A 17,797-nucleotide genomic window follows, 5' to 3' on the forward strand; every position below is an offset into this window, starting at 1 on the left:
CCATGCACCGCGGCGCACCACGTCGCCTGAAAATTGGGTTATTTTCAAGGGAGCAACAGCGAATCTTACACCAATTACACCGCCTATCCCCCCTATTTCTTTAACTTCTGAAGCTTTTCTTTCTAAACCTAAAAAACGACCCATTCGGTAAGGGATTAAAGTGTAGTCTGCCCCTGAGTCTATATAGAAATATTCAGCAATCCATTCGCTTCCAGACCTAAGGAGATAAACTTTGGCTACAGGTCTAAATATTATCTCTCCTGTGCGAAGACGCTCCTGTCTGTAATCAAATTCAATCACTTAATTCTACCTGCTTAGAAGATAAAGGTTTCACCACGAGGAACCTTCCAAAGCACAACCTCTTTATCTGGATATTTCTCTTTGGCCTTCCTGTAGGCAACCTCTGGATCATCTTCTGCACATACTACTTCTTTGTCCACAATAGAGATATACTTATCTTCATATTTACTCAAATCTGCTGTTGCAAACCATCTAAGGGATTCATCCATTGAAAGCACCTCCTTTTATTCTACACTATTATACTATAACGCTTTGGCCAGTCCAAACGCGTATTAACCTGTGCTAGATGATTAGGGAACCGCTACCGAACAGTTAAGGTGTGCTACAAAGGCACGGATAGGTGAATGGTCATATAATTTTGGAGGGCTACTCATAAAAATGCTTGCACAGCTTTTTCATAGATGAAATTTCAGCAGACTCTTCAGGGGAGCCCGGGCCGGGAGTGCAATGCCACAACGGATTTGATATAATCTTCAATAGTCTCCCGAAGTCTACTTTTCTATAACCATCGTAAAAAGCAACAGTCAGGAGGAGCTTCTTAAAGATGGAACTCTATATGGGCATTGATGTGGGCTCGGTCAGCACTAATTTTGCCCTTATTGACGAAGATCTGAGAGTGGTGGAACATCTTTATCTCCGAACTCAGGGACAGCCTATTGCTGCAGTCCAAACTGGTCTCCGAGAGATAGCTTCCAGGATCCGCCCCGATGATATCGTCCTGGGAGTGGGCACCACGGGAAGCGCTCGCCATCTGACAGGTACTCTGGTAAGAGCTGACTCCATCAAGAATGAGATTACGGCCCACGCTGTGGCTGCTGCTCTGGTCGTCCCTGATGTGAGGACGGTAATTGAGATTGGAGGCCAGGACTCCAAGATAATCATAATTCAGGATCAGGTGGCTGTGGATTTCGCCATGAACACGGTCTGTGCCGCTGGAACTGGCTCCTTTCTGGATCAGCAGGCTAACCGGCTGAATATCAGAATCGAGGATTTTGGAGATATTGCCCTCACCGCCCAGTCCTCGGTGAGGATAGCTGGACGATGTACTGTCTTTGCTGAATCGGATATGATCCATAAGCAACAGTTGGGTTATGATAAGGCCGAGATCCTGGCTGGCCTTTGTGAGGCCATGGTCAAAAATTACCTTAATAATGTAGCCAAGGGGAAGGATATCCAGCCTCCTGCGGTCTTCCAGGGTGGGGTAGCTGCCAATAAAGGTATTCGGAAGGCCCTGGAGAGAGAACTGGAAATGGAGATCATCGTACCCAGGTATTTCAGCGTTATGGGAGCCATTGGAGCAGCCATCCTGGCCAAAGAAAAAGTGGGCGAGACCAGAGAGACCCGTTTTCGGGGCTTCGACATGGTTAATGCCCAGTACAGGACCAAGAGCTTCGAGTGTATTGACTGTCCTAACATGTGTGAAATCATCGAGGTTATGATGGATGAGACCTTGATCTCTCGCTGGGGAGACCGCTGCGGTAAGTGGGCCTATGTGGAAGTATGACTTAGAATAGACATGGAACAAGTAAGGGTATTCTATGATCGGACGAGTAACACCCTCACCGTCTGGTTCGCTAACAGTGACAAAGATGTTTACGAGGAGACTGGGTGAGGAGGTCATCTTGATAAAGGACGGGTGGTCGGTTTCCATAAATTGAACTTTTCCATACCCACTCAGGAACAGTTGCACCTCACCGTCGAAGCCGCAGGCTAAAACGCCTGAAGGGTACGTGTAGCGTTTCTTACCAAAAGTGATCCCATATGACCACCATAGGCATCCCCAGAGCCCTACTTTACTATAAATATTACCCCCTATGGATCACCTTCTTTGAGGAGATAGGTTGCCAGGTAGTGATATCCCGAAACTCCAACAAGCGGATCCTGGATGACGGGGTAAGAAATACTCTGGACGAGGTATGCCTCCCCTGCAAGATATTTACCGGACATACTATCAATCTAATTGAGAAAGGGGTTGATTACCTTTTCATACCTCGGATGAAAAGCGTAGAGACCAAGAAGAGTTTTACCTGCCCAAGACTGGTGGGTACCTCGGATGTGATCTATTATTCTTTAAGGGCTTTGAACCCTCCTACTATACTCAGTCCTTACGTAGAAACCTACACTCATCCTCTTATCGAGGCCTATCTGGAGGTAGGAGAAGCTCTGGGAGTGGAAAAGGACAGGGTAGAAAAAGCTCTGGCAAAGGCCCTGGAAGTCCAGGAGAAGTTTACCCATTTCAAGAAGAAGGCTCCATCCCCTCACCAAATAATGAAAAAGCTCTCTACAGTTAACCGGGAATTCGCTCCTGCCAATATTCCTCCCCATATAGAAGATGAAGGTTCTGACGGAAAGATTAAAATAGCTCTGGTGGGCCACTCCTATGTCATCTATGACCCCCTGATCAGCATGAATCTAATTGACAAGTTGACCTCTATGGGCATTGAGGTCCTCACCGGAGAGATGCTGCCAGAAGAACTTCTCATGCAAAATTACCAGGAGATTTTGAAACAGATGCACTGGACCTATGAAAAGGAGATCCTGGGAGCAGCTAATTACTACCTTAAAGATGACCAGATCCGGGGTCTGATCTACATGTCCACCTTCGCCTGCGGCCCCGCCTCCCTGGTGGGAGAAGCCATTCTCAGGCAGGCCAGAAAACATCAGGATAAGTCCTTCCTGGCTCTGGTTGTTGATGAACATACCGGAGAGGCCGGAGTAATGACCCGAATAGAGGCCTTTGTGGACATGATAAAGAGAAAAGAAGGAGCAGCCCATGGAAATTAAAGTCTCCTTCCCCCATATGGGCAACTCTTACATTGCCTTTCGAGGACTGGTGGCTGCCCTGGGCTGCACTCCCGTCATACCCGATAGACCCAATAGCAAAACGGTGAAGGAAGGGAGCAAAGTTTCTCCTGAGGCAATTTGCTTTCCTTTCAAAATAAACATGGGTGACTTCCTGAATGCTTTTGAGAAGGGAACTCAGGTTCTGGTCATGGTCACGGGAGTTGGTCCCTGCCGCTTCGGCTATTACGGAGAGCTTCAGGAGAAGATATTAAGAAGTATGGGCTATGATTTTGAGATCTACATTATCAATCAGAACAGCATTGTCGATATTATTAAGAGATTGCGGGAGATGCTGGGACACAAGGGTTTTTATCGCAAATTCTGGCGGGCTCTGCGCACCCTGGTCAATAAGTCAAAAACCGCCCACATGATCGAAAGGATGGCCCGAGAGACCCGTTGCTACGAGGTCAACAAAGGCGAGACCACCAAAGTGATGAACCAATGTCTGCAACTGGTAGATCAGGCCAAAACCTTCCGGGAGATGAAGCGAGCCCGCAAGAAGGCCATCCGGATGTTCCGAGAGATCCAGGTCGATAAGACCAGAAATCCTATCAAGGTGGCTATTCTGGGAGAGATCTACGTAGTGGTGGAGAGCAGTATCAATTTCAGTATCGAGGAGCTTTTGGGAGATATGGGAGTTTTTGTCTTCCAGCCCTCCGGCCTCTATGAATGGCTGAAACATCTGGTCAGGCTGGACTTCACAGCCAAGAAGGCCGTCACTCTGGCCAAACCGTACTTGAAGTACACCACCGGGGCCAAGGACCAATACACCATCGGTTATACCATCAAGTGCTCCCAAGAAGGCTACGATGGGGTAATCCACCTCTATCCCTTCACCTGTATGCCTCAGACCATGGCCCGCACTATCCTGGACACGGTGAGCAGGGATTACAATATCCCGGTTTTGAACATTTCCCTGGACGAACATTCTGGAGAGGCTGGATTCCTTACCAGAGTGGAGGCCTTTATTGACCTTCTGGAGAGACGAAGGGTCCAAAGGATGCAAAAGGCCAGCCTCCTCGAGGCCCGGGCCATCTGAGAACCCTTGGTACCTCTGTCTGCTGAGGCAAACTGGGCTGACTTCCCTACGGCCCTTTCCCATGGCCAAAGCGGAGGGATTCTGCGGAGAACTGCCTCGGTCTCTCCCGGCCTCTCGCCGCAGGCTTCAACATCCCAGACGTCAGATTCTCCTGGGTATGGTTGATGCCTTCAGGAGAAATCTAGTCAAAGAGGTCTATAACAGGATCTACATAGGTGTTTCTATAGACATCTAAAAGGCCATTTTTATCAATCTTCAGCTCGGGAACGGGCAGGCAGATAAAGGAAAGGGTCATAAAGGGTGACTCTAAAGAAGAGCCCAGCTCTTTGACCGCCCGGTGAAGAGAGGAGACATCCTGATACAGTTGCTCCGCTGAGACATTGGCCATGAGACCCGCTACAGGCAATTTTACTCTCCCCTTCACCTCTCCCCCGTCCACAGCTACCAGACCACCCTGAAGGCGAGCGATCTCATTGACCGCAAAAGCCAGGTCCTGGTCATTGGCTCCAACCACAATGATGTTGTGCTCATCGTGAGCTACACTGGTAGCAATAGCTCCCCTTTTCAGGCCGAAAGACCTGATAAAGCCCTTTGAACATCTGCCTTCACCCTGGTATCTCTCCACTACGGCTATTTTTAGTATGTCTCTCTCCAGGTCAATCTTTATCTCCCCATGCTTTATATCCAGGAATTCGTTACGGTAGAAGGAAGTTATCTGTCCATCCACCGCCTCAATCACCCGTACCTGGGCCTTCCTGGCCGACCCCTCTACCCTGAACTTGAAATCTTCAGCGCTCAGCTTTCGGTTCAGCTTAAAGCTGTTCAAACAGAAGTCAGGCACCTGTATCGGTACCGGGTCATATTTGATCTCATGGTCCGCATAGACAACTTCGCCAGCACTTATGACCATAGCCACCTTAAATTCCTCCAGGTCCTCCAGAAGTACCAGATCGGCATAGCGCCCTGGAGTAACACTCCCCAGTCTGTCCTCCAGTCCAAAGTGCTGAGCAGAATTGATAGTGGCCATCTGAAGGGCCTCAAGGGGATGGATACCAGCATCCACAGCCAGACGGAGGCAATGGTCGATCTCTCCTCTATGGAAGATGTCCATCACCTCCAGGTCGTCCGGACCAAGGACAAATTTTCGGGTATCCTTGACTTTCTCCTTGATTCCTCCCAGAATTTCCACCAGGTTTTTGGCCGCTGAGCCCTCTCTGACAATAACTGTCATCCCTCGGGACAGCTTTTGGAGAGCCTCCTCTTGAGTAATTGATTCGTGACAGGAAGAGACGCCGAAATAGGCCGCCTGATCCAGTCTTCTTTCCTTGAAGTTGGGGCCCAGGTGGCCCTCGATGTTGAGATTCAGCTTTTTGACTCTTTGGCAGGCCTCAATGAAGTCTTGGTGCGAAGAGAAGAAGTAGGGAGAGACCTCGCCCAGCCCGATAATATCTCCTTTATAGCCCTCAAACTGACCCTTTTCCAGGAGCTGGGTTAGAATCCAATCCGGGACGGTAAAGAAAATCCTGACCCTGGCCTGACGGGCTTCTTCAATCATATAGGTCAGACCCTTCACTCCCAGAACCATAGCGATCTCGTGAGGATCTGCTACTATGGTAGTAGTTCCTCTTTTGATTATCTCATGGGAGAGGGTCAAGGGAGTCATCATGGAACTTTCGATATGGACATGGGAATCGATGAAACCTGGAGCCAGATACTTTCCTGAGGCATCGATGACCTGCATATCTTCCGGCAGTTCCTCCACTTGACCCACCCTGGCAATCTTGTCTCCTGAGATGAGAACTTCCGCCTCTATTACTTCTCCCCGGAACACGTCCACTACCCTGGCATTGCGAATAAGGATATGGCTGGATTGTCCTGCCACTCAATTTCTCCTTTCCACTCGCCTGAGCAGCCTCTGATAATCCTGCTCATCGTCCACATCAAAAATGACTGCGTCCGAATCGACCTGGACCCGCACCACCCGCTCGGCATGACGTCTGATGACCCCGCTTCCACTGACGTCTCCCTCCAGAGCTTTCAACTCCCCAAAGAGTTCCCGGCCGAAAAGCACCGGGTGACCTCTTTTATCTCCGTAGAAGGGAGCCACGATAGTACTGCCCGTTTCTTCATATTTACCGATCACCAGATCAATAATTTCGTGACCAACCAGGGGAGTATCGCTCAACATAAACAGAGCCGCCTCCGCTTCCTGGTCTATGGACTCCAGCCCTCTTTTTATGGAGCTGCTCTGGCCTTTGCGGTACTGAGGATTATCCACGATTTTGACCTCATATCCCTTCAAGTACTCTTTAATCTGTTCCCTGGCACAGCCCAACACAACCACTATCTCGCTGACCCTGGATCTGAGCAGACTTTCCAGGGCGATCTGGATAATCTTCTTGCCCTGGACATCAAGAAGCTGCTTAAGTCTGCCGAATCGGTCCGAACTTCCCGCCGCCAAAAGGATGGCCGAGACCCTTCGGTGGATTGATCCACTCATTTCAGCGTCCGCTCATTGCAGCAAGGCAAGAGTTGATACTGGAAACTGATGGCATCCCTGGGGCACCTGGTCTGGCAAAGGCCGCAGATGTCGCACTTCTCCGGATCTACCACCAGTTGGTCACCCACTATGGCCAGAGCATCATAGGCACAGCTCTTCACACACAGGCGGCAGAGATTGCACTTTTCCTGATCTATCAGGGGCGGTGAAGTGTAGCGTATTCTTCCTACTCTGTGGAAGAGGCCGACAATGTCCGAAGCTGAGCTGTACCCGTGCTGGTCCAAAAAGGACTCCAGGCCCTGGATGACTCTGGTGTAGGTTTCCACACCATTTAAGATAGCCGCGGTCAGGAGCTGGACTGCTGAGGCCCCGGCCATCATCATCTCCACTACGTCGGTCCCTCTGGAAATACCTCCCACTCCGATAACTGGAATTTCGACACTTTGGGATATCTCGTAGACATACCGCACCGCCAGGGGTTTTAGGGCCGGGCCGGAGAGCCAGCCATATCCTGTCGGACTGCCCAGGCGAGGTAGGACCCGCTCCACATCGATGGAAAGGGTGGGGCCAAGGGAATTAATAGCCACAATGGCATCGGCTCCCGCTTTTTCCGCGGCTATGGCCATGGCTTTCACATCAGGAATGTTGGGGCTCACCTTAACCCAGATTGGAACATCCAGATGACGCCTGGCCACTTTTATGGGCTCAATAAGAAGAGCCAGATCGTCTCCCAGATAGTGAGTAGAGAGCTCCACAGCATCCGCATAGGGCTTGACCCGGGGAGCAAGATCGTCGATCTGCTGGGAAGTGTATCCCAGACTAACTATAAGGGGCAGGCCCAATTCCCTGGCCTGAGGTAAAACCTGGTTCACCCAGATCTCCGGGGAGATTTCGCCCCACAGCTCACAGTTAAAGAAAGCCCGGTCGACCTGAGCCAGGTTGGGCAGTGGGTCCCGGGCTGCTTCGGTGGAGACGGTCTTGGTAACCATAGCCCCTACTCCGCTGGAAGCCACTTTCCTCATGGAGTCCAGGTCTCGGACCAGGGTTCCTGCCGCCGGCATGACCGGATTTTTCATCTTTATGCCGCAAACCTCGATCTCCAGATTCGCCATAGCTAGATCTCTCTCATCTTCTGCCAGATCCGGGCAGTTACCTTTTTTACTTCTGCTCTGACTTTCTCTTCTTCCACGGTCAGCAGGCGACCTTCTTTCATTAGAACCCTTCCATTTACTATGGTAGTAGTCACTCTCATATCCTCCAGGCCCAAAATAAGATGGCTGAAGAGGTTATCGGTGTTGATCTCGGTGGGAGGATCATAACTAATTATGATCACATCGGCCAGATTTCCCACCTCTATGACACCCAATTTGGGCGCAAAGAAGATACCAGCAACCCTGGAGTTGTTAAGGACCATCATTTCCACGGCCTGATCAGGAGGAAGAACTCTGGGGTCAGAACTCTGATGTTTGTGAAGAAGATAAGCAAAGTATGTCTCCAGGATCATATTCATGCCCATGCCATCGGTACCAATAGCAGGTCTCAGGCCTTTCTCCCACATCCTGGCTATGGGGGCGGCACCGACGGCGTTATTCATGTTGGAGCGAGGGTTATGTACTATCTTGGTGTCGGTCTGGCCCAGAATATCCAGTTCTTTATCGGTCACCTGAACACAATGGGCAGCAATGGTCTTCGGTCCCAGGATACCAAACTCTTCCAATCTACTGGTAATAGTCTTGCCGTACTTCTTATGGCAGTCCTCCACATCCGTCCTGTCTTCAGCCAGATGAAGATGGAAGCTCACCTCTTTTCCGCTCACCGAGTCCCGACACTCTCCCAAAGTATCGTCAGAAAGAGTCAAGGAAGCATGGAGTCCAAAGGAACCAGAAATCATTCCCTCTCCGTGCTCCTGACACCAATCCAGGTGGCGAAGGTTCTCCTCTATTCCTTCTCGAACTGATTGAGAACCGTGGCGGTCAGATACCTCATAAGACAGACAGCCCCTAATCCCCACCTCTTTCAGAGCTCGAGCAATAGCCTCCAGACTTCCTGTAGCACAGGAAGGGCTGGCATGATGGTCTATTATAGTTGTAGTTCCACATCTTACTGCCGCTATCAGCCCCGCCAGGGCGCTATAGTAAATGCCTTCCCCATCCAGAGCTCTATCCAATCTCCACCAGAGGCGCTCTAAGATCTGGAGAAAATTAGAAGGTGGCGCAAAGCCGAAAGGCATTCCTCTGGCCAGAGAGCTATACAAATGGGAGTGGGCATTGATCAGGCCGGGCATGATTAGTCCCCTGCCCGCATCAATAAATTCCGACTGAGGATATCTCTTTTGGAGTAGCCTGGTGATACCAATATCTTGAATAAGGTTACCTTCGATCAAAAGACAGCCATCTTCCAGAAGCTTTTCTGCAGAACTGAAAGGGACCAGGAAACCGTTTCCCACCAATAACTGTTTGGCCAAAAGTGTCACCTCGTGAACTACGCCCACCTTAGAGCATGGATTTCCTGAGTAATTGTGCCCGAGGATCAGCTCCCCAGGCTTAAGCTCCTCTGTCCGCACCGGTATATTAGCTGTGCTACATTGTCGGCATCCTGGTGCAAGTATTTATTAAGACTAGCTATGACGCTGATGAGGAAAGACAGAAATTTGACCTGATAGGGCCGAACGTTACCCCAATATCACCTCTCAGCAGCAAGCTGGATCGCTTCAAATATCTTCTTATAACCAGTGCAGCGGCAGAGATTGCCGGAAACGGCTATTTTTATCTCCTCCAGAGAGGGATGAGGATTTTCCAGGAGCAGGGCTTTGGCCGACATGAGCAGTCCTGGAGTACAATAGCCACACTGCACTGCTCCTTTCTCCAAAAAGGCCTCCTGGAGAGGGTCCAACCTCCCATTGCGGAAGAGGCTCTCCACGGTAAGGATCTCCGCCCCCTCCACTGTGGCTGCCAGGACCAGGCAACTGGTCACGGCCAGGCCATTTAAGATCACCGTACAACTGCCACAGTCTCCTCGGCCACAACCCTCCTTAGTTCCCCTTAGACCCAGAGTGTCCCGTAGGAGGTCGATGAGTCTCTGGTCGGAGCGAACGCGCACCCGCACTGGCTCCCCGTTCAACCTAAAAGAGATCTCCCGAAACAGAGCTTCTTTGGATCCTTTCCTCTGAAAATACATCTTAAATTTTATGCTCCTTTGCGTCACCCGTGGCATGACGGTTTCCTGAGAACTTCAACCTTGTTATCATGATTATCGTGACGCCACCAGGCACGTCTCACAAAACCCCACCGACATAACAGATGAGACGGTTGCTGAGGGAGAAGCATGGTCCCATGCACCTCATAGTACCTCACCGGCTATCTCGCTGAGGGCCCTCTCCAGCAGAACCCCTACTATCTCCCGGCGGTATTCGACCGATCCCCGAATGTCACTGATGGGACTTATTTCTTCCTGGGCCCTGCGATTCGCCTCCTTGAGCAGGGCCTGAGTGAGCCTCTCCCCCTGCAGGAGTCCCTCGGTATGGAAAAGTCTCAGAGGAGTAGGGGCTACCGAGCCCACGGCTATCTTGATCCCGGTTAGAAAACCTCTTTGGGCCTGACCCAGAGCGGCCAGGCTGGCTATGGAGATGGCCATGGCATTTCTTTGGCCCAGCTTGTAAAAGATCTGGTAACAGTTTTCAGGAGGCAGAGCAAAACTGATCTCCGTGACTACCTCTTGAGGATCAAGGAGGGTCCGTTTGGGACCCATAAAGAAGCTGGAAAGGGGAATCTCTCGAGATGAGCTCTTCTTTTTTAGGGTGAGCTGGGCTTCCAGCACTAAAAGAGGAGGGGCCAGATCCGCTGCCGGGGAGGCGGTAACCAGATTACCTCCAATAGTGCCCAGATTTCTGACCTGGGGAGATCCGATGGACTGGGCTGCCTGAACCAGGAAAGGAACCTTCTCCCTTAAGAGAGAGGATCTCTCTACAGTGCGATAAGTCAGAGCGGCGCCCAGTTTTATCCTTCCATCCTCACATTTGAGATCCTGGAGCTCGGAAAGATGGGCAAGGCGGATCAGTCGGCTTATGTTCCTGGCCCCAGAGCGGTATTCCACCAGAAGATCGGTCCCCCCGGCCAGAAGGCAGGTGTCTGGTATCCCCTCTTCTAGAAGATGCAGAAGTTCGGAGAGGCTGGAGGGCTGGTAGAACTCAAACATTGAGATCTCCCTTGAAAATAACCCAATTTTCATGCGACGTGGTGCGCCGCGGTGCATGGGCGATTCCCTTGTCCTCCCGAAGAGCCTGGTCCTGAAAATCCTTCTCCTGGAGGGTCTTCTCCGGAAGAGTTTCCTCCCTGACGTCCTTCCCTTGAAACTCCTTCTCCTTAAGGGCCCGCACTACCTTCTCAGCAGTTACGGGCAGCTCATCGATCCATACACCCACTGCATCATGGACGGCTGCGGCTATGGCCGGGGCAGTGGAGATGGTAGTCATCTCTCCCACTCCCCGAGCCCCATAGGGACCGTGACGATCGGGAACCTCCAGGATGGCCGATTCTATGTCGCAGACGTCCAGGGAGGTAGGAATGTCGAAGGTGGCCAGGTCCGGGGTGAGGGTTTCTCCCTCTTTCAGGATTATCTCTTCCATCAGGGCATAGCCCTGACCCATCACCACTCCACCCTCGATCTGACCCTCTACCTGAAGAGGATTAATAGCCCGGCCCACATCATGGGCCGCATAAACCTTCTTGAGGTCCACCTGGCCGGTCCTCTTGTCCACCACCACCTCGGCCACCTGAGCGCCGAAACCAAAACTGTAGGCCGGGATGCCCTCTCCTGTCTCTGGATCCAGAGGGGTGGTGGGAGGGGGAACATAGGTGGCCCGGCCGATGACAGAAGCCATACCCTCTGTCTCACCTTCCATAGATAGAAACTCCTGAAGAATATTGGACCAGTTGTAACTGGTGTGGCCAGGGTATCCCGGGGGACGTTTCCATTTTCGGCTGTCCAGTAGTTGCTGCAGGTTTTTCTTGAGATCCAGGCAGGCCAGGCGCACTGCATTTCCAGAATTAAAAGTCTGCCGGGAAGCCGAGGAGGATCCAGCATTGGGAGTCACCGAAGTATCGGGGTTAGTATATTCTACATTCTCCATAGAAATGGCCAGCTCCTCTGCCGCGATCTGACAGAGGATGGTCTCCACTCCCTGTCCTTGATCTACAGCACTTATCTTCAGCCTGACCTTGCCAGGCATAAGCTCCACCTCTGCGGAGGAACTATCCACGTAGCCGCTGCCATAGCCCACATTCTTAAATCCGGCAGCAATGCCTATACCATAAAATCTATCCTTACCTGCTTCCTTGTTCTGGCGATAGCGCTTCTCTTTCCAGTTAGATAGGCGGACTACTTCATCCAGACAGACAATCTGACAGTTATCTACATCAGCCAGGTAACCAGTAGCAAATTCGCTCTTGCCGACCATGGCGTTGCGGCGACGAAACTCGTATTCATCCATCCCGAGAGCCGCAGCTAACTTATTCATTTGCATCTCGCTGGCGAAGGTGACCTGGGGACAGCCGAAAGCCCGCATGGCTCCGGCAAAGGTGTTGTTGGTGTAGACGGCGTAGGCGTCGATTTTGACGTTGTCCACTTTGTAGGGACCGGAGGCATACATGGCCATGTTCTGGACCACCGCGGCACCGCTGGAAGCATAGGCTCCCGTATCAGCTATAATCTCTGCCTCCCAGGCCAGAAGACGCCCTTCCCGGTCTACTCCGCTCTTGTAACGCATATAGGCAGGGTGGCGCTTGGCCGTGGATAGGATAGACTCCTCCCGGGAATAGGTCATCTTAACTGGACGCCCGGTCTTGAGGGCCAAAAGGCCGATCAGAATCTGTACCGAGATATCTTCCCGGCCTCCAAAGGCGCCTCCGGTTTCAGCCAGAACTACCTTGACCTTCTCCTCCGGCAGGCCCAGGGAGCGGGCGATCTGGTGCCGATCGATATATACACACTGAGTAGCTACGATGATGACCAGATCTCCAGTATCCTCGACATAGGCAATGCCTGATTCAGGTTGCAAGTAAGCATGTTCCACGCAAGGGGTCCGGTAGTTACTTTCTATGACCAGATGGGCCTCCTGAAAAGCCTTCTCCACATCGCCTTTGCGGATCTTATAATGGGTCAGGATATTACCCTTCTCATGAACCCGAGGAGCATCAGGTTTCAGGGCCTGGCGGGGATCGGAGACCACGGGGAGGGGATCATAATCTACCTGGATAAAGGAGAGGGCTTCCTGAGCTATCTCCTCCGATTCGGCGGCCACTACGGCTACCGCATCTCCCCTAAAGCGCACTTTATCCTGGCAGAGGACGGGCTGATCGGCAATCATGTGGCCGAAAAGGTTGCGGCCAGGCACATCCTGAGCGGTAAGTACAGCTCGCACTCCTTCCAGCTCTCTGGCCCGACTAACATTAATTTTCTTGATCAGGGCGTGAGAATAGCGGGAGCGCAGGGCTTTAGCATAAAGCATACCCTCCAGGTAGAAATCCTGGGGATAGCGGGCCTGCCCGGTGACTTTGGCCAGACCGTCGACTCTTCTGATACTTTTACCCACGATTTTCATGGCAGGATTCTTTCCTCATTTTATCACTGCTATACCTTCGATCTCAATCAGAGCCCCTTTGGGCAGACCGGCTACCTGAACGCAGGAGCGAGCAGGGGGCTCCCGATCGAAATAGGAGGCATAGATCTCATTGACTTTGGCAAAATCATCCATATTGGCTAGAAAAATAGTAGTCTTCACCATGGCGTTTATGGAAGTTCCCGCATCTTCCAGGAGAGACTTCAGATTTTCCAGAACCCGGCGGGTCTGTTCTTCTATTCCCCCTTCCACCATCCGGTTGGTCTCCGGATGGATGGGTATCTGGCCTGAAATGTAGATAAGGCTGCCCACTCTTACGGCCTGAGCGTAGGGGCCGATAGCCTTGGGAGCATTTTTGGAAACAACTGCTTCCCTGTCCACTAATCTCCTTCCTGACTGGTCCTCTGATGGAGCTTTTCTCTTACGTCTTCAATATGGGGCTCTACAGATATCAGGGTACCTTTGGCCTTCATGGCACTCTGGATATCTTTGAGTCCATTGCCTGTCACCACATGACAGATCACTTCGCCCCGATCCATAAATCCTTCCTCCAGAAGTTTGGGTATGGCGGCAAGTCCAGCTACTCCGGCGGGCTCACCAAAGACGCCTGCTTTCTCCCCCAGCACTTTAATGGAGTTGATAATCTCCTCATCGCTCACCGTAACCATAGTGCCCCTGGACTCCCGAATGGAATTCAGGGCTTTGATATAGTTGCGGGGTTTGCCTACGGCAATGCTGTCAGCAATGGTGTCAGGTATGATGGTTTCCAGCTTTTCTCCAGTGACAAAGGATCGATACACTGGACTGGCCCCTTCGGCCTGTACCCCCACCATGCGGGGAAGTTTCCGGGTCAGGCCCAGCTCATAAAACTCCTTAAAACCCTTCCAGGCTCCGGCGATGGTGCATCCATCGCCTACAGAGAAGATGGCTACGTCAGGGGGCTCCCAGTCCAGTTGCTCACATATCTCCAGACCTACTGTCTTTTTCCCCTCTATCAGGTAGGGGTTAGTGGCAGCGTTACCGCTGTACCAGCCCCACTCCTCACAGGCATCCATGCTTAAATCATAGGCCTGGTCGTAGGTGCCGTTCACCAGGATAACCGTAGCCCCAAAGATGAGGAGCTGAGCGATCTTGGCCTGAGGCGCTTTCTGGGGCACGAAAATGAAACTTTCGAGTCCCACTGAAGCCGAAAGGCCAGCCAGGGAAGAGGCAGCATTTCCGGTAGAGGCACAGGCAATAGTCCGGGAGCCCTTCTCCAGAGCTCTGACCGCTCCCACCGCGGAAGCTCTATCCTTGAAAGAGGCGGTGGGGTTTCTGCCGTCATCTTTGATCAGAATGCTCTTGAGGCCATAATAGCGACCTAATCGCTCCACCTGATAGATAGGAGTCCATCCCACCTGCAGATAGAAGCGCAGATCGAAGCGGCTAAGAGGCAAAAGGTCCCCGTATCTCCAGATGGAATAGTCAGATTTACTCCTTAACCTATCTCTGGTCACGGTCTTTTTGACTGCTTCATAGTCATATCGAATATCCAGGATTCCCTCTCGCCCGCAGCTCAGACAGGTGTACTCCGTGTCCTCCTGCTGGTATTCTCTTCCACAGATAACGCAAACAAGCTTTTCTACCTTAGCCAAATCTTTCCTCTCCCTTGAAAATAACCCAATTTTCAGGCGACGTGGTGCGCCGCGGTGCATGGGCGATTCCTTTTCCAATATAAACAGCCGGGAGTCCCTGGCCACTCACTCCCACAATTTTATCTCGGAAGCATCCCAAAATTTGTGATTTTTAACTAACCCTACAGCGATACTTAAGAATCTTGGTTCAATGTGTAGGGCAATTTCTTTAATTGAGCCACAACATATTGTAGGTATTCAGGTAAATGACGTTGTAGGGCTAATTTGCCATGATGTAACCATCTCCCGCAAACCATGAAAATATGGGCTATTTTCCAAGTAAACCTTGGGCATCTTTTGAATCATCAAGCAACTGCCACAGCGCACAAGCCCGCCGGGGAAGCGCAGGGTCTCTCTACTCCTCTCGTGCGTACGGCTGCATCAATGCCTCCGGGGCTCCGATTCGCTTGCGCATGGTCTCGCCGGCGCTGAGCAGCAAGACTAAAATAGTGAGGATAAAGGGCAACATATTCAGCAGGTTCGGCGAAATGCCCAGAGGTTGTAGACGAAACTGCAAGACCCGCACCCCGCCAAACAGGTAGGCCCCGACCAGCGCCCGCGCCGGGTCCCACATGGCAAAGATGGTCAGGGCGATCACAATCCAGCCGGCGCCGGCGGTCATGCCCTCGATCCAGGCCGGGGTATGGGCAAGCGAAAGATACCCCCCGCCCAGACCAGCCATGACCCCACCAAAGAAGACGGCCAGATAGCGCACCGCCACCACATTCACACCGAGGGCATCGGCGGCGGCCGGGTTTTCGCCAACTGACCGCAGAGTAACCCCCCAGCGCGTCTTGTAGAGCACAAACCAGAGTACCGGCACCAGAATCACAGCCAGATAGACCAGGGGATCAAAGCGGAAGAAAAGCGAGCCGAGAACCGGGAGATCGCTTAGTACCGGCAAGGTTACTGCTCCCAGTCGGGCTGCCGGCGGCTGCCCGATATAGCGCTTACCCAGCATGCCACTCAGGCCTAACCCCAACATGGTCAGTCCCAATCCGGAGACCACCTGGTTGACGCGCAGAGTGACACTGGTGAAGGCATGGAGCAAGGCCAGCAGTCCACCCACCAGTGCCGCCGCCACCACACCCAACCACACATTGCCGGTGGCGTGTGTCACGCCAAAGCCTGTCATTGCTCCCATAATCATCATCCCTTCTATGCCGAGATTTAACACCCCGGACCGCTCGGCATATACCTCACCCAGAGTTCCAAAGAGTAAGGGAGTTCCTGCGGGAATAGCAACTCGCAGAACAGACAGAACAAAGTCCACCATTAAGGTTCAGGCCTCCTCTTCAGACGAATCTGATAGCGAGTGAACAACTCGCCGCCCAGCACAAAAAGTAGAATCACACCGTTGAAGATGTGGATGGTAGCCACTGGCAACCCCAGGGCGATTTGAATGGAATGTCCCCCTACCAGCAGCCCTCCCAACAGAAAAGCTGTCAGAATCGCTGCCAGCGGATTAAGACGGGCCAGCCAGGCCACAATGATGGCGGTAAAGCCATAGCCGGGCGAAATGCCTGCTGGGTAGTGCATGCGATGGTGAATGCCGGCTACCTCCCCTACCCCGGCCAGCCCGGCCAGCCCACCGCTCAGCAGCATCACCAGCAGCACGATCTTGGTGTAGTCCATACCGGCATAGCGGGCAGCAGTCGGATTCTCCCCTGTAACCCGGATCTCGTACCCCAACCTGGTGCGCCTGACCAGCAAGTACACCAACACCGCCAACAGGAGAGCCAGCAGTAGAGTCAAGTAGTGGATGCGGGTGTTCAGCAGACGCGGCAGTTGGGCCGCAGGGGAGAATTTTGAGGTAAGGGGGAAGCCCATTTCTTCCGGCCCCCTCCAGGGACCATAGACCAGATAATTCACCGCCTCGCTGGCCACATATACCAGCATCAAACTGGTGAGCACTTCATTGGCCCGAAAGTAAACCTTGAGGAGAGCGGGAATTAACCCCCACAGTGCGCCACCCACAAACCCAGCCACAAACATAGCTGGTAAGAGCACTCCGGCTGGCAGATCAGGAAAAGTTAGCGCCACACCGGTGGCGGCGATTGCCCCCATCAACAATTGTCCCTCAGCCCCGATGTTCCACATCCGCGCCCGGAAAGCCAGCGTCAGCCCCACTCCGACCAGCATGAGTGGGATAGCCTTAACTATAGTTTCAGATAGCCCAAACAGGCTACCGAATGCGCCCATAAAAATTCGCCGATAGACAAAAAGGGGGTCAACGCCCACTACCCCAAAGAGCACCCCGATTGCTAACAGGGCCAGCAAAATAGACAAAATTGCTGCCAGAACCTCCATCCGGAGTGAGGGATAGAGTCGCCGCTCAATCCAGATATATCGCTGACCTTTCATACTGCCTCTCCAACCGTCGAGCGATATGTGCCCGCCATCATGAGTCCAATTTTCTCCAAATCTACCTCTCCGGCTGGCAGGATGCCCATAATTTGACCATTAAACATCACAGCAATGCGGTCGCTGAGTGTCAACACTTCTTCCAGATCTTCGGAGATAAGCAGGATCGCTATTCCTCGATTGCGCTGGTCCAGTAGCAATTGCCGGATAGTCTCGGTAACACCCACATCCACTCCACTGGTGGGATGCGCGGCGATCAACAGTACAGGCGCCCCGGAACACTCGCGTGCTAGAAGGGTGCGCTGGATGTTACCCCCGGAAAGAACTCTGACTAGTGTTTCCCGGCTGGGAGTGCATACCGCATATTGGGCAATCAGATCATCCGCATATCTGGTAATCGCTGTCCGATTTAGAAAGGGACCTTTGGTAAAAGGGGCGTAGCGGTAATTCTTCAAAATCAA

At 52.2% G+C, this 17,797-nt stretch carries 16 protein-coding genes and 1 pseudogene; 3 read left to right on the top strand and 14 right to left on the bottom strand.

All coding sequences use genetic code 11. From position 1 onward, the window contains the following. Together HW443_RS04300 and HW443_RS04305 are read right to left on the bottom strand one after the other, a co-directional pair. A partial coding sequence (locus HW443_RS04300; RefSeq protein ID WP_176237938.1) for a hypothetical protein occupies positions 1 to 300 on the bottom strand: 300 nt, incomplete at its 3' end. 14 nt (positions 301 to 314) lie between these two features. Then, a complete protein-coding gene (locus tag HW443_RS04305; RefSeq protein WP_176231450.1) occupies positions 315 to 509 on the bottom strand; it encodes a DUF5678 domain-containing protein in 195 nt (64 codons plus the stop codon). Positions 510 to 844: 335 nt separating this feature from the next. On the opposite strand from HW443_RS04305, the gene HW443_RS04310 reads away from it, so the two are divergent. From HW443_RS04310 to HW443_RS04320, 3 genes are all read left to right on the top strand, one after another. Beyond that, complete coding sequence (locus HW443_RS04310) at positions 845 to 1,804, top strand: acyl-CoA dehydratase activase (protein WP_176231451.1); 960 nt, start codon at positions 845 to 847, stop codon at positions 1,802 to 1,804. 257 nt (positions 1,805 to 2,061) lie between these two features. Next, positions 2,062 to 3,084, top strand: a complete 1,023-nt coding sequence (locus HW443_RS04315; protein ID WP_176231452.1) for an acyl-CoA dehydratase activase-related protein — start codon at positions 2,062 to 2,064, stop codon at positions 3,082 to 3,084. Next, positions 3,074 to 4,183, top strand: coding sequence for a 2-hydroxyacyl-CoA dehydratase (locus tag HW443_RS04320; RefSeq protein WP_176231453.1), 1,110 nt, complete (start codon positions 3,074 to 3,076; stop codon positions 4,181 to 4,183). The genes HW443_RS04315 and HW443_RS04320 overlap by 11 nt, the downstream gene beginning before the upstream one ends. Positions 4,184 to 4,364: 181 nt before the next feature. Here HW443_RS04320 and ade read toward each other — a convergent pair whose 3' ends face one another. The 12 genes and pseudogenes from ade to HW443_RS04380 all read right to left on the bottom strand — a co-directional run. Then, positions 4,365 to 6,065 carry an adenine deaminase gene (gene ade / locus HW443_RS04325; RefSeq protein ID WP_176235814.1) on the bottom strand — a complete coding sequence of 567 codons (1,701 nt, stop codon included), beginning with the start codon at positions 6,063 to 6,065 and terminating at the stop codon, positions 4,365 to 4,367. Continuing rightward, complete coding sequence (locus HW443_RS04330) at positions 6,066 to 6,683, bottom strand: nucleotidyltransferase family protein (protein ID WP_176233242.1); 618 nt, start codon at positions 6,681 to 6,683, stop codon at positions 6,066 to 6,068. Further along, positions 6,680 to 7,795 carry a 4Fe-4S binding protein gene (locus HW443_RS04335; protein ID WP_176235813.1) on the bottom strand — a complete coding sequence of 372 codons (1,116 nt, stop codon included), beginning with the start codon at positions 7,793 to 7,795 and terminating at the stop codon, positions 6,680 to 6,682. Before HW443_RS04335 ends, HW443_RS04330 begins: the two co-directional genes overlap by 4 nt. Positions 7,796 to 7,797: 2 nt before the next feature. Beyond that, complete coding sequence (gene ssnA, locus HW443_RS04340) at positions 7,798 to 9,174, bottom strand: putative aminohydrolase SsnA (RefSeq protein ID WP_176237939.1); 1,377 nt, start codon at positions 9,172 to 9,174, stop codon at positions 7,798 to 7,800. Positions 9,175 to 9,365: 191 nt separating this feature from the next. Continuing rightward, positions 9,366 to 9,860: a (2Fe-2S)-binding protein gene (locus HW443_RS04345; RefSeq protein ID WP_176233245.1), complete on the bottom strand. Its 495-nt coding sequence runs from the start codon at positions 9,858 to 9,860 to the stop codon at positions 9,366 to 9,368. Positions 9,861 to 10,022: 162 nt separating this feature from the next. Next, complete coding sequence (locus HW443_RS04350; RefSeq protein ID WP_176237940.1) at positions 10,023 to 10,934, bottom strand: FAD binding domain-containing protein; 912 nt, start codon at positions 10,932 to 10,934, stop codon at positions 10,023 to 10,025. Then, a complete protein-coding gene (locus HW443_RS04355) occupies positions 10,870 to 13,281 on the bottom strand; it encodes a xanthine dehydrogenase family protein molybdopterin-binding subunit (protein WP_176237941.1) in 2,412 nt (803 codons plus the stop codon). The genes HW443_RS04350 and HW443_RS04355 overlap by 65 nt, the downstream gene beginning before the upstream one ends. A gap of 15 nt (positions 13,282 to 13,296) precedes the next feature. Continuing rightward, the gene (locus HW443_RS04360; RefSeq protein WP_176236045.1) at positions 13,297 to 13,680 is read right to left on the bottom strand and encodes a RidA family protein; all 384 of its coding nucleotides are present in this window, start codon (positions 13,678 to 13,680) and stop codon (positions 13,297 to 13,299) included. Continuing rightward, positions 13,680 to 15,038 carry a threonine synthase gene (locus HW443_RS04365; protein WP_258189964.1) on the bottom strand — a complete coding sequence of 453 codons (1,359 nt, stop codon included), beginning with the start codon at positions 15,036 to 15,038 and terminating at the stop codon, positions 13,680 to 13,682. Before HW443_RS04365 ends, HW443_RS04360 begins: the two co-directional genes overlap by 1 nt. 289 nt (positions 15,039 to 15,327) lie before the next feature. Beyond that, a complete protein-coding gene (locus HW443_RS04370; protein ID WP_176233853.1) occupies positions 15,328 to 16,248 on the bottom strand; it encodes an ABC transporter permease in 921 nt (306 codons plus the stop codon). Then, complete coding sequence (locus HW443_RS04375; RefSeq protein ID WP_176225998.1) at positions 16,248 to 17,336, bottom strand: ABC transporter permease; 1,089 nt, start codon at positions 17,334 to 17,336, stop codon at positions 16,248 to 16,250. The genes HW443_RS04370 and HW443_RS04375 overlap by 1 nt, the downstream gene beginning before the upstream one ends. After that, positions 17,333 to 17,797 (bottom strand): annotated as a pseudogene (locus HW443_RS04380) (heme ABC transporter ATP-binding protein); the annotation flags it as partial. The pseudogene HW443_RS04380 and the gene HW443_RS04375, both read right to left, overlap by 4 nt.

The organism is Candidatus Hakubella thermalkaliphila (assembly GCF_013281975.1).
In the GTDB taxonomy this organism is placed as follows: Bacteria; Actinomycetota; Humimicrobiia; order Hakubellales; family Hakubellaceae; genus Hakubella; species Hakubella thermalkaliphila.

Bases quoted from the DNA above. Each gene is read 5' to 3' on its own strand.
- HW443_RS04370 (WP_176233853.1), bottom strand. From the start codon at position 16,248: ATGGTGGACTTTGTTCTGTCTGTTCTGCGAGTTGCTATTCCCGCAGGA.
- HW443_RS04310 (WP_176231451.1), top strand. From the start codon at position 845: ATGGAACTCTATATGGGCATTGATGTGGGCTCGGTCAGCACTAATTTT.
- HW443_RS04355 (WP_176237941.1), bottom strand. From the start codon at position 13,281: ATGAAAATCGTGGGTAAAAGTATCAGAAGAGTCGACGGTCTGGCCAAA.
- HW443_RS04320 (WP_176231453.1), top strand. From the start codon at position 3,074: ATGGAAATTAAAGTCTCCTTCCCCCATATGGGCAACTCTTACATTGCC.
- HW443_RS04330 (WP_176233242.1), bottom strand. From the start codon at position 6,683: ATGAGTGGATCAATCCACCGAAGGGTCTCGGCCATCCTTTTGGCGGCG.
- HW443_RS04315 (WP_176231452.1), top strand. From the start codon at position 2,062: ATGACCACCATAGGCATCCCCAGAGCCCTACTTTACTATAAATATTAC.
- HW443_RS04335 (WP_176235813.1), bottom strand. From the start codon at position 7,795: ATGGCGAATCTGGAGATCGAGGTTTGCGGCATAAAGATGAAAAATCCG.
- HW443_RS04305 (WP_176231450.1), bottom strand. From the start codon at position 509: ATGGATGAATCCCTTAGATGGTTTGCAACAGCAGATTTGAGTAAATAT.
- HW443_RS04345 (WP_176233245.1), bottom strand. From the start codon at position 9,860: ATGTATTTTCAGAGGAAAGGATCCAAAGAAGCTCTGTTTCGGGAGATC.
- HW443_RS04350 (WP_176237940.1), bottom strand. From the start codon at position 10,934: ATGCACCGCGGCGCACCACGTCGCATGAAAATTGGGTTATTTTCAAGG.
- HW443_RS04375 (WP_176225998.1), bottom strand. From the start codon at position 17,336: ATGAAAGGTCAGCGATATATCTGGATTGAGCGGCGACTCTATCCCTCA.